This window comes from Candidatus Protochlamydia phocaeensis, from assembly GCF_001545115.1.
Classification (GTDB): Bacteria; Chlamydiota; Chlamydiia; order Chlamydiales; family Parachlamydiaceae; genus Protochlamydia_A; species Protochlamydia_A phocaeensis.
The window spans coordinates 43718-56096 of the sequence record NZ_FCNU01000032.1 but is presented as its reverse complement, the minus strand read 5'-3'; the positions used below and the strand labels follow the sequence as shown (position 1 = coordinate 56096).

General features: G+C 42.7%; 9 protein-coding genes, 2 tRNA genes and 1 riboswitch. Of the genes, 3 read left to right on the top strand and 8 right to left on the bottom strand.

Features of this window, described 5'->3' with window-relative positions:
* From BN3769_RS12805 to dnaB, 7 genes are all read right to left on the bottom strand, one after another.
* Entirely contained in the window at positions 1 to 972 is a 972-nt protein-coding gene (locus BN3769_RS12805) for a ribonucleoside-diphosphate reductase small subunit (protein WP_068471225.1), read from the bottom strand.
* Positions 973 to 1214: 242 nt separating this feature from the next.
* A riboswitch (cobalamin riboswitch) is annotated at positions 1215 to 1413 on the bottom strand.
* Positions 1414 to 1686: 273 nt separating this feature from the next.
* Positions 1687 to 2166: a hypothetical protein gene (locus BN3769_RS12795; protein WP_068471221.1), complete on the bottom strand. Its 480-nt coding sequence runs from the start codon at positions 2164 to 2166 to the stop codon at positions 1687 to 1689.
* A gap of 259 nt (positions 2167 to 2425) precedes the next feature.
* Entirely contained in the window at positions 2426 to 3109 is a 684-nt protein-coding gene (locus tag BN3769_RS12790; RefSeq protein WP_068471218.1) for a DsbA family protein, read from the bottom strand.
* 151 nt (positions 3110 to 3260) lie between these two features.
* Positions 3261 to 5150: an ankyrin repeat domain-containing protein gene (locus tag BN3769_RS12785; protein ID WP_068471216.1), complete on the bottom strand. Its 1890-nt coding sequence runs from the start codon at positions 5148 to 5150 to the stop codon at positions 3261 to 3263.
* Between the two features lie 357 nt (positions 5151 to 5507).
* The gene (locus BN3769_RS12780; protein WP_154017919.1) at positions 5508 to 5909 is read right to left on the bottom strand and encodes a hypothetical protein; all 402 of its coding nucleotides are present in this window, start codon (positions 5907 to 5909) and stop codon (positions 5508 to 5510) included.
* Between the two features lie 1088 nt (positions 5910 to 6997).
* Positions 6998 to 7085: transfer RNA gene (locus BN3769_RS12770), tRNA-Ser, on the bottom strand.
* A 76-nt stretch (positions 7086 to 7161) separates the two neighbouring features.
* Positions 7162 to 8610, bottom strand: a complete 1449-nt coding sequence (gene dnaB / locus BN3769_RS12765; protein ID WP_068471210.1) for a replicative DNA helicase — start codon at positions 8608 to 8610, stop codon at positions 7162 to 7164.
* Positions 8611 to 8792: 182 nt separating this feature from the next.
* On the opposite strand from dnaB, the gene BN3769_RS12760 reads away from it, so the two are divergent.
* Together BN3769_RS12760 and BN3769_RS12755 are read left to right on the top strand one after the other, a co-directional pair.
* Positions 8793 to 10064 (top strand): NAD(P)/FAD-dependent oxidoreductase, encoded by a 1272-nt coding sequence (locus BN3769_RS12760; protein WP_068471208.1) that lies wholly within the window; start codon positions 8793 to 8795, stop codon positions 10062 to 10064.
* A gap of 428 nt (positions 10065 to 10492) precedes the next feature.
* Positions 10493 to 11065: a hypothetical protein gene (locus BN3769_RS12755; RefSeq protein ID WP_068471207.1), complete on the top strand. Its 573-nt coding sequence runs from the start codon at positions 10493 to 10495 to the stop codon at positions 11063 to 11065.
* A gap of 78 nt (positions 11066 to 11143) precedes the next feature.
* On the opposite strand, the gene BN3769_RS12750 is transcribed toward BN3769_RS12755, so the two are convergent.
* On the bottom strand, positions 11144 to 11821 hold the full coding sequence (locus tag BN3769_RS12750; RefSeq protein WP_068471502.1) for a TylF/MycF family methyltransferase: 678 nt from the start codon (positions 11819 to 11821) through the stop codon (positions 11144 to 11146).
* Positions 11822 to 12287: 466 nt separating this feature from the next.
* On the opposite strand from BN3769_RS12750, the gene BN3769_RS12745 reads away from it, so the two are divergent.
* Positions 12288 to 12375 (top strand) — tRNA-Ser (locus BN3769_RS12745).
* Positions 12376 to 12379 lie beyond the last annotated feature (4 nt).

Sequence of the window (12379 nt, the reverse complement as noted above, 5' to 3'; positions counted from 1 at the left end):
TTAGAAATCTTCAGACAAAGTGAAAACATGCGTATCTTTATGGGCAAGCACTCCCGACTTTTGATATTCGGAGACTCGCCGTTCAAAGAAATTGGTTTTTCCTTGAAGGGAGATCAATTCCATAAAATCAAAGGGGTTGGAAGCCTGGTAAATTTTAGAGCAGCCAAGAGCCACCAGCAAGCGATCAGCGACAAACTCAATGTACTGGCACATCAGATCGGCATTCATGCCGATCAGCTTGACGGGCAGCGCATCGACGACAAACTCCTTCTCAATCTCTACTGCATGCGAAATGATGTTCTGCACAACCTCTTCTGGAAGGGGATGGACAAGCTGGGAATAGAGCAGGCAGGCAAAGTCGCAGTGCAGGCCTTCATCGCGTGAAATGAGTTCATTTGCAAAGCTTAATCCCGGCATCAGCCCTCTTTTTTTGAGCCAAAAAATGGAGCAGAAGCTTCCGGAAAAGAAAATTCCCTCGACGGCCGCAAAAGCCACTAAGCGCTCGGCAAAACCGCCTTGGCTGATCCAACGCAAGGCCCAATGCCCTTTTTTGGATACGCAGGGAACCGTCTCTAGTGCGTGAAAGAGATATTTTTTTTCTTTCTGGTCTTTAATGTAAGTATCGATGAGCAGCGAGTACGTCTCGGAGTGGATGTTCTCGCTCATGATTTGAAAGCCATAAAAGCAGCGGGCTTCGGGATATTGGACCTCGTTCATAAAATTGATGGCTAGATTTTCGTTGACAATTCCATCGCTTGCCGCAAAAAAGGCCAGGACATGCTTGATAAAATGCTTTTCATCGGCATTCAATTTATGCTCCCAATCTTGGATATCAGCAGAGAGGTCGATCTCTTCGGCAGTCCAGAAACTGGCCTCGGCCTTTTTATACATGCTCCAAATAGCGGGATGTTTGATGGGAAATAAAACAAAGCGGTCTTTATTTTCTTGTAAGAGAGGCTCTACGCACTCCATATTTCACTCCTTGCTTTACGGCCATTTGACGCAATATGGTCTTGAGCGCCTAAATTTGCGTGCAAACGGTATCTTCCAAGCGATGGAAATCGCTTGAACCAAAATGATTTAGTTTTACAGAAAGGGAAAAATGGACTTGCTTGAAAGGAAAATAAAAGCGCAATGCTTAATGGCAATTCTTGAGCAAGTGTGTCGTTTCTCCCCATCCTGTCTTTAACGAGACAGTTCATCTCTTGCCGAGATGTGATGAGCATGAAAAAGCAGGTCTTCTGACTCCGAGTTCATCCTATCCGCTCCACCTTCCCGCTTTGCTAAACATTAAAAGCAGTGGCTTGATGAGCGTTCGTCCCTCGTTACAGCGGCGTCACCGCAGAGGATTTGCACCTCTTTCCCTATTCTCCCCTAGCCGTAGCTAGAGGCACTTTTTCACGAGCCTAAGGCCTTTTATTTCATTAGAAAAGTTCCAATGAAATCGGAGGTATTCATAACCCTTGCCTGGCAAATTTGTCAAGCCCGATTTGGGATTGGCAGTTCTTTGCGTTTGTTTCGAACTGGCGTACAAGCGATTATAAAAGCTGAATGCGTTTTTCAAAAAATGAAGAAGGTAGGAGAGCCAATGAATGCAAGCGCAGGATAAAGCTTTTTTGGAAAGAATTCTAAATCAATTGTCCGTCCGTTCAGCTATGAAGCCGAACAGACGGGAATGGAATTAAATCAATGATGGTGCCAGTGCTCATGCCAATGTTCGTGCCCATGATACTGCCAAGCGACATCTTCGTGATGGACAACCCAGTGGCGGTGCCAGCTTTCATGCCAGTGATTGTTCCAATAGCCGGTCCAATAGACCCTCCAGTGGGGATGATCGATATATACGCAACGGCCGCCGTCCCAATAACAGCCCTCTTCATTGACCCAATAGCCATTGTACCAAATATAGCGGACATTGTAATTGGGGAAATAAATGCTCGTATCGGCTGCTGCATAGCTTGGCCCTAGATCCACCCCGCCTATAGCAGGGTCATAATAGAAGACTTTTTCATATGTATTGCCGCTGCCATCGACAATAATGGCTTGAACAGGCTGGCGGTAAGCAATGGTAACTTGCGGTCCGAAGACCACGACCCCTGCTTGCATGTCAGACAAAAAGAGCATAGAGGCTGCAAAAGCCGCTAAGCAGATCCCCGCTTTTTTCATAGCTATCTCCGAGACTTATTGATTTTCCTTAATTCCAAATTACCGCAAGGGAAGTTTTTCGTCATGATTCTTTGTTATAACTGAATTTTGGTTGTCTTCTTTAGGTTTTTAAACTAACAACCAGAATAGTTTAAGGGGATTTTATTCTTTCTAACAATGAGAGAAGGGTAAAAAAATCCCAAACTCAGGTTGGATAAGTAAGACAAAATTTAAGGCTATATCCGGGAATATAGCCTTTAGGATAGCGATAGACGGGCGATTATGGTGTGCTCTTCTCCGTTTTTTTGCGCTCCAAGGCATCCAAAATGGCTTTTTTTAGTTTATCATAATCAATTGTATCGTCTTTATTCTCCACTTTGACGCCTTCGACAAAAATGGTGGGGGTAGACAGGTGGCCATTCATAAGACGGTTGCCATAAGCCGTATTCTTTTCAATCTGTACACGGTATTTTTCCATTTCGATGCAGTCTTTCAAGCGGTCTAATTGAATGGCCGGACTTGTCGCAGCCGCAAACTTTTGCAGTCTTTCGATTGTGGCCCAGTTCTCTCTTTCAGGTGGCTGGTTTTTGTAAATGTAATTCAAATATTTGAAGAAAAGATCCGCGTTCGGATACTCAGGTTCTTGATTGTAAACGCACCAAAGGGCAATGGCAGCTGGCATGGAATTGGGCAAAAAAGAGACAGGAATAACCGTATAGCGAATTTTATTGGTATTGATGAATTCTTCTTCAAGCTTGGGAAATGAGGCGTTGTTATAGCGCTTGCTGTCGGGGCATTTGGGCTCTAATAGAGCAACTACCTGCACAGGTGCTTTGGGGTAGCCGATGGTGGGCTGTCCTTGTATAGTTATGCTTGTTTGAGCAGGTGAGGAATCTGCTGCCAAGCTGGTCATAAAAAACATGGCTAGCAGTGAGGAAAGGGACGAGACGATAATAGACTTCATAGCGGCTCCTTAGGAAATCCAAGTTTACTTAAAGGAGTGTTATGGCAAATCGTCAAATGCGAGTAAATAAAAATTTGATAAAAAGCGCGGCTTGTCCGCTTCACGCCTACTGAGCATGCATGCACACTCAGTAGGCCTGAAGGCTGATTGCTTACATTAACCGTTCTTTTATCAATTCTAATCTCAAAACTCGATCGTGGGCATGGATCTGTGCCACGGCTATTAAAGTCTCTAGGCATTCCATTCTAGATTCTTCGGGAAGCTTTTTGAGTAGTTTGGCGACTTCTTCATCATACCTTTTCTGATTATTTGAAGTGACTTTAACGTCTAAGAGCTCGAACAAGCGGTTTGTATGCTCTGCAATTTCTAGCCACTTTTGCTTGACAGATAGCTTATCTAATTGAGCCACCTCTTCGGGTTTATTGGATAACCAGTTATTGACGAGCAGAATAGGCCGTACCTGCTTGCCTTGCATGAGCTCTTTTAAAAATTGATAGAAATCGGATTTAAATGTCCCCTGTTCTCCGCCATCATTCACATGGTTGCCAGCTTTTTCTTGAATGACTTTTTCACAGCGTTTAAGGGATTGGACCATCAGGCGATAAATGCTGTGCGTGGCCTTGTATTGCTCAAAATAGCCGACCAAATTGTGAAGGGACAGCTTAGTATCCCACTGTTTGGTTTCATACAACACCAGCTGATATGTTTCTTCGAATCCTCCTAACAGCAGTTGGTCGACCTTGTCAATGGAAATAATTCCCTCATAAATGAGGGTTAAGAAAGCCGACGGAGTATGGAAAAGATAAGACAGCTTTAAACGGGCTGTTTCTAGCTCCAAGTTGTCCTGTAGATGATTTTTATCCATTTCAGTGATGAGTTTGACCAGCTGTTGATAACGTTCCGTAAGGGAAGTCTCCCTAAAAGCTTGGCGCAACTCATCTAATGCAAACTCCTGATGGGCTTTCAACTTAATGGAATGTTGAGGGCCGTAGTGCATGAGAAATTGCTCACCAGCCGCGATCTGGCGCGTTGTATAAATGATTGTGACTTTTTCACGCGTATTCGGATCAATGATTGAACAGGTTTCCACGTTAGGAAAACCATCATTGATGAGGGGGCCTAGGTTTCTAATTGTTTTCGCATTGATACTTTTGAGAACATAACTGTCATCTTCATGAATAGAAGGAATAATTTCTTGACCTAAGTAATCGGCAATAATGACATAAGGAGGAATGTCTTCTTCCGCAAACAGGCCATGCTCGCCTTTTGAAATAGGAGACATATACACGGGAGGAGGCATTTGCTTAAAAAGCGGATAGCATTCGCTAAAGTATTGATGGATTGGATCCAAAGGAGCTGTAGATGTTTGAGAAGAAGGCAAAGGCAAAGAAGAAGGAGAAGAGAAGGAGAGCGCTTTCTGCAGCAGATCGATAAAAGAAGAGTCTGTGGGGGGAGAGGAAACGGGACGCCATTTCTTTACCAGGACGTCTGGGGAAGAGACAAGGCGGTCGGTTAAAGCGGCGCCTGTTTGCTGCTGAAAGAATTCTCCGCTTTTAACTGTCACAGGACTTTCTTTGGACTTTTTGTACTTGAAAGAGAGAGAAGAGGGAGAGGGAAGAGTTAGCCGCTTTTCCAAGTCTTGCGCTGTTAGTCCATTTGAATCTTTCACATCTGCTAATTCGGGATAAGCTTTAAGCAGCAAATTTTTAATTTTTTTATGCCCACCGACAACGGCATGATGTAAAGCCGTCCAACCATGCCGGTCTTGGGTGGCTTCCACCTCTTTTTCAACCAAGATTTTAACGGCGTTTTCGTTGCCTTTAATGGCGGCCACATGCAAAGCCGTTAAGTCGTAGGGGCCCTTGCGCTCCAAGGCCTTTTTATTGAGTTTTGTGGTAATAAAAGTTTGATTTTTTTCAAATTGATTGTGAACTAAATAAAATTGGGTGGCGATAGATTTATTATCATCAAATTGGCTGGAAGGATAGAGTTCTTTTAATTTGTAATGACTATCCACTAAGCCGGAATTACCAACGTTCATTCATTTCTCCATAATTTTATTTTTATTAGTAATGGCGGGGTTAATTTATTCCAAACTAGCAAATAAAGCAATGCTTAAATAGATAAAAATAATTTAATTCATTTAAAACTTATAATTATCTGAAGGCGTATTAACTCCCCTAATAATCGATAGTTGAGTATTTATTTCTTAGAGAAAAAGAACTCGAATTCAAATCATTAGGTTTTTTAATAGCTTTTGAGAATAGTTTTGTCTGGAGAAGATTTAATGTAAGCGTGAAAAAATAAAACAAACGGCAACCAAAGCGGATAGCCGTCGGAAAGAGAAAATTTATTTTCAGTTAGCCATTTATTCGATATCACTTTCTTTGATTTTCAATTATACCAGATGTAGGAGCCAAAGAGGGAAGGGATAATCGACGTCGCTATGGGGGCTAACATGCGAACCCATCATGCAACCTGCACAAACCGAGGAACCTTCAATTTCCTTGGAAAGATTAAATGGCGTAGCGATGACGTCAAGAGTCGCATTTGCAACCCACCCAAATGGAACGATTGCTTCTAATGCCCCGCGAACAATTTGTGCAATTCCTGTTCCGATCGCTTCGTCGTACCAACGTCCAATAATGTCACCTGAGCTTGCTTTACGGTCACCAATTGCTAGCGTGACTCCGATAATGCCTGCTCCTATAGCCATTCTCACACATCCGGAGACAACCGATACACCGGGAATATATCCCAAAACGTTCAATACAGCATTATTTATACGTAATGCTGTCACAATGATATTTCTCGAAGGGCGAGGAAAGGTGAGGGTATCATGATATCTTGTATTGAAGGTTTCTTGATTGACCGAGCGAATTCCATAAGTATTGAACATTGTTTATCCTTCTATTAAATTTTTATCGTTACCTTTTTATGTTTTGTTGATTTTTAAATAATTATTGTTTTCAAAATTCTAACAAAAAAATAATTAAAATTATAGAAATAAATTGGTAGTGATGTAAGCCGTCAGTTAGCTAGCATACCTGTGCTAACAGGGGAGAGAATGATGAACATGGCCTGTCCTGCTTATCGCTCGCATAAACGGCTCTACTTCATAATGGTAAATAAAGATTTCACTTTCTCTCGTGCTTAAAGCCTTTTATGGAAGATCAGTAAAGTAAGATTAGGCAAGCAAATACTAAAGAGCGAATAGGCCGATTCTTTCTAGAGACGTTTCATTAGAAGGTGCCTGCCAGATTTTGATGCAAGCATGGCCTGGTTTCTTGAATTTAAGCAACAAGCCTTCGCAGTCATGCCAGATCATTTGAATGCGGATATTATGATGACGATAATTTTAATCATGATCCCATTCAACTATTGGGAGACAGGGGATAGCCTTCGAACTTTTTCTTGGCAAAAATTTGGTGGGTTTCTAAGAGAACTCCCTCTTTTTGCTGCTTAAGACGGGTAAAAATCCCCTTCTTTTACCAATTATCTACCAAATTGGTAATTGACCTTTTGTCGATGGGAAGGGAAGAACGGCGCGCGCCTTATTTTTACTGGCTAATGTTACGCAATGGCTACTGGCTTTTTGAATTTATTTCGATCTCAGAGATCAAAGCTTGAATTATCGTCAAGAAGTCCTACTTGCTCATGCTTTGCGTCATCCTGGTGCGCATTACACAATTGAAGCACATAAAAATAGCCATCGAGTTGCCTATGACACGGCTAGGCATGATTGACAAGATTTGCCTGAAAAAGGTTTGTTTGAGATGATCAAAAAGGGAAAAGCTTTTGTTTTTATAGCCCCTTCAAATTTATCAAAGATGATCCAAGAAAGAAAAAGGCATTAATGAACGCTTCAAATCTCCTCGGATAAAAGAACGGAGGAGGTGGGATTCGAACCCACGGTACGTGTTTAGCGTACACACGCTTTCCAAGCGTGCTCCTTAAGCCACTCGGACACTCCTCCAAAAGGAAGCTAAAAGATTAAATTATGCTGATTTATGTTGCAAGCGAAACTAATCATTTCAGAAAGCTTCTTGTCTTTATTGAGGGGAGAAATGGCTAAATTCCCTCTCTGCATCGGGATCCATTTCGCCCTCGTACTTAACGGGCGTATAATTGACGAATTGTGCATAGTCTTTGCGGAATGTCAAGTTCACGCTTCCGACGCTGCCGTGGCGGTTTTTGGCAATGATCAGTTCGGCCATTCCCGGCTTATCTAGAGGATCATAATATTCGCGGCGGAGTAGAAACATGACGATATCGGAGTCTTGCTCGATACTGCCGCTTTCGCGCAAGTCGCTCATCATGGGGCGATGCCCAGGCCGGTCTTCGACTTTACGCGATAATTGAGATAAGCAAATGATGGGAATATTCAATTCGCGGGCTAAGTTTTTCAGCATGCGGGAAATTTCCGAGATTTCATTTTGACGATTTTCCGTCGTGCGGTTAGAGCCTGAACCGGAGAGAAGCTGTAAGTAGTCGATGACGAGAAGGCCAATGCCATAGCTTTCCTTCATGCGACGTGCCCGTGCGCGCAAATCCGTAATTTTAAGTCCGGCTTGGTCGTCGATGATCATGACATGCTTTTGCATTTCACTGACGCAGCTGACAATGCGCTGATACTCCATGCCGTCTAAAGATCCCGTTTTGATCTTGTCCGATTCCACTTCGGCTTGCGAACAGATAATGCGGTGGACAAGCTGTTCGGCCGACATTTCCAAAGAAAAAATGCCGACGGGGATCTTGCTTTTAAAGCAGACATTTTCTGCTATATTCAAAGCAAAAGATGTTTTTCCCATGGCAGGGCGGGCTGCCAAAATCATGAGGTTGGAATTATTCAATCCATTGATCATCTTGTCGAGATCGACAAAGTGAGAAGGTGTGCCGCTAATTCCCGTGTCTTCCGGTCCACGTTGGGCGTAGCGCTCTTGCTTTTCCTGCAGTTCCTTTAAATAAGGAATGCCTGATTCGGAACGCAGCCCGGAGAAAATGTCTTGGATCGTCACGCCCGCGGCAGGATTGGCCGACTGGCTAATCTGGAAGAAAAGCTGCTGGGCCTCGTCCAAGCTAGTGTGTACATCAAGCGGCTCTTCCAAGGCCACTTTCTCGACTAGCTGGGCCGCGTTGATCATCTTGCGCAGCAAAGACTTGTTGTGGACAAGCTCGACATACTCTTCGATAAAGGCCGATGTTCCCGCGTATTGGGCCAGCGTGGTCAAATAAGCCACTCCGCCGACTGCGCTGAGCTTGTCCTGGCGTTTTAACTCTTCAGCGACAAGGTGGATATCGGCGGGCTTATCTTTCTTATAAGCCGTTTTGAGGATTTGAAAGATAATTTTGTGCTCAGTGAAATAAAAATCGGAATCGTCTAAAGCGTCCGCCGCAATATTGAGGCCATTAATGCTGGTTAGCATGCAGCCAAGCACCATCATCTCGGATTCTTTGGAGTGAGGGGCGATTTTAACTTTGATGTTGTTTGATTCTGCCATACAAAAGTCCACTTAAGAGATTAAACACGATAAGCATAAAACATTAACAAACAAATGTCTATTGCAAATCATGACTTTTAAATTGAGAAAAATGTCTAAATTTCACTCCTTTTAATAAAAAAATAACATCAAATCCCCTATACTTTTTATGGTAGAATAACCCCTTTTTCAAGAGGCTTGGCGTGGTTAAAGTCATCATCATTGGCGCAGGTTTTGGGGGAATTAATGCTGCCCAAGCCTTAAAAAAAGCTCCTGTCGATATTCTTTTAATCGACCGCACGAACTATCACCTCTTTCAACCCCTGCTTTATCAAGTGGCGACCGCCGCTTTGTCTATTGATAATATTGCGTCTCCCATCCGCGAAATTCTGCGTGACCAAAGCAACGCTGAAGTCATTATGGCAGAGGTAGAGAAAATAGATGTCATCCAGCAGAAAATAGGCGTTCAAGGAGGTGGCTCTTACGCGTATGATTATTTGATTGTAGCTCCCGGCGCTAAGCAGTCTTATTTTGGCCATGATCAGTGGGAAACTTATGCCCCCGGTTTAAAGACAATCATGGATGCCGTCCATATTCGCGAACAGATTTTATTGGCCTTTGAAAAAGCCGAACAGCACTATCAAGATCCGGAACAGGTGAATCGCTATCTCTCTTTTGCCATTGTAGGGGCTGGACCGACAGGCGTTGAAATGGCTGGGTCCATCGCTGAATTTGCCCATCGCACCTTATTTGAAAATTTCCGGCATATTAATCCCGCAAAATCTAAAATCTACTTGATCGAAGGCGCCGGTCAAGTCTTACCTTCCTATCCGCCTGAACTGGCCAAAAAAGCTTATCAGGATTTAAAGGATCTAGGAGTGGATATTCTCTTAAATACTCACGTGACAAATGTCACCGCAGAGGGCCTCTATATGGGAGAAAAGTTCTTGGCCACTCCTAACGTGATTTGGGCAGCGGGCAATCAGGCCTCTCCGCTGCTCAAAACCCTGGGCGCTCCTCTGGATAAGTACGGCCGAGTCCAAGTGAACCCTGATTTGACCATTCCCGGTCATGCCAATGTCTTTGTCATCGGAGATGCTGCTTCCGTCCTGGATGATAAAGGACAGCCCCTCCCAGGAATCGCTCCTGTTGCCATTCAGCAAGGCCGCTACGTCGCTAAAGTGATTAAAGACCGCCTCAATAAAAAAGAGAGCAAGTCCTTTGCTTACTTTGATAAAGGCACAATTGCCACAATTGGTAGAGGAAAGGCTGTGGCCATGGTTCGCAAACTAAAATTTTCCGGCTTTATCGCTTGGCTTATCTGGTGCTTTATCCATATTTTTTATTTGATCAGTTTTCGCAGCCGCATTTTGGTGATGACGCAATGGATGTTCCTCTATTTAAAGGGAAGACGCCAAGGGCGCGTCATCATCCATCCCGTTGACCAATTGCCTTCCGATGAGAAAGATAAATAAGAGACTGCACTCAAATTCTAATGATGTCGATTTCGTTTTCTCTGAATAAGCCATTATGCTGTTGAATCTTTCAATTTTATCTTTGTAAATTTATATTTATTATTAAATTTATAATTAAATTATAAATTTGACACGTCTTTATTTATTTTTTATAATAAATATTAAGATTGTTTTAAAAACTAATTTAATATTGGCAATAAGAAACTGCTGTCGAATCCATAGTGACCTCGAGTCAACTCTCTTTAGAGAAAATCATTTCAAATTAGGCGATTGGGGGCAGGACAGTTTCTAAGACGACATGCTTTCTCAATTGGAGAATAGGACTTGTCTTTGGCCATTGGCATTCATTTTGCAAGAAGTGAAAGGACGATGAAGAGATTAGTTTAAGCATCTCTTTTATTTTATTTAGTTTTCAAAGGGAGGTCTGTATGTACCGCACCTTAAAATATTTTTTAGTCGGCTTAACGTCCGCGGCTCTTTTCGCTCTTCCCCTCGGTTTTAACATGGCTTATGCTCATGGAGGTGGGCATGGCGGTGGTGGACATGGTGGAGGACATGGAGGTGGGCATGGCGGTCATTTTGGCGGGCATGGAGGGCATTTCGGCGGGCATCATGGAGGACATTGGGGAGGTCACGGCTGGGGGCACCACGGTTGGGGGCATGGTTGGGGACACCATGGCTGGGGACATCACGGCTGGAATTACTGGAATGATGGAGGATATCCTTATTGGGGCTATTATGGTTCCTATCCTTACTATGATTCTTATTATGCTTCTTATCCCCTTTATTCTTATTATGATAGCGACTATTATCCTTATAGTGGATATTCTTATTCTTATCCATCCAGCTCTTATTACTCTTATCCTTCAAACTATTACTATTACACTTATCCCTCTAGTTCTTATTACTCTTATCCTTACTCAGGCGATTACAATTCTTATCCATACAGCAATTATGACTACAACTCTACGGGGGGCGGAGCGTACTATTATTATCAATAAGGAAGACTTTTGCAAAAGTACACGTGGAGAAGGCCCAAGGCTTAAAGGCCTTGGGTTTTTAATTTATGGGACATCGTATTATTTTGTGCGTTGCCAGAAGACGCCGGTCCAATCAATGACTTGCAGGGGATCGGTAATTTGATGTTCAGCTCTATAATCTTCTACGGCCATAGAGCAAAAAGGAAGATCGTAATCATCAATGATAATATATCCGCCTATGGAGACTTTGGGATAGAGGTTGACTAAGGCGTCCATTGTTGATTGGTACATATCTCCATCTAGGCGCAAAAGGGCAATTTGTTCAATAGGCGCTTGAGGAAGGGTATCGGCGAAGAAACCCTTTAGAAAAATCACTTGTTCATCTAATAATTCGTATTTTTTAAAATTATTTTGAACTTCCTGTTCGGAGATCTTAAGAAAGTCAATTTGGGAAAAGTCGATGGAGTCGGCTGGATAGTTGGCATTGGGAGGGGGCAAGCCTTCAAAGGAATCCGCGACCCAGACTTTTCGCGTTTTATTTTTATATGCCTTCAAGAATCCCCTCATAAAAATGGTAGCGCCTCCGCGCCAGACTCCTGTTTCAATAAAATCTCCAGGAACTTGGTTTTTTAAAATTTCTTCCATGCAGAATTGCAAGTTGTCTAAGCGCTTTTTGCCAATCATGGTATGGGCTCTTGATGGAAAATCTTTTCCATTCTCTCGCTCAGAAGAATCATAGGTCTTTCCTAAAGGGGAGTCCTCATAAATAGAATTCATGAGGCATTTTTTTAATAAATTTAAATAAAGATTTATGGTTTCCTTCTCGGAAGGAGAAGGGAGTTGTTCTGAGATTAGGTGGATTTTGGTCAATAAGCAGGTGAATACCAAAGTGAAGTAAAGAAACAATTTCATACGCCTGGCTCCAATAGATGAAGAGTAAATAGAGTTATAAATTATTTGAGTCAATATAGAAAATCTACTTATTTCTATAAAGATAAGAAAGTCAAATTCAAATTTGAAGGGAGTGAGGAAGAAAAAGGCCCTATTAAGCCACGCGCGTGGCGCAGCTTAAAGCGGTTGCAAATAATGTTAAGTCTCTTCTTTTCCAGAAGCAATCTTAGGAGTTTTAATACACCCTCTAAGAAGGAGAATGTCATTTTTCTACTGTTTGATTGAAACAGTGCTTGCATAAAAACTAAAGGGTCATTACGATAGTCGTTTTCATTGCTTTAAATTGAATCTTGGAAAGATGGCTGAGTGGCCGAAAGCACGTCCCTGCTAAGGACGCATACCCCTAAAGGGTATCGAGGGTTCAAATCCCTCTCTTTCCGCATC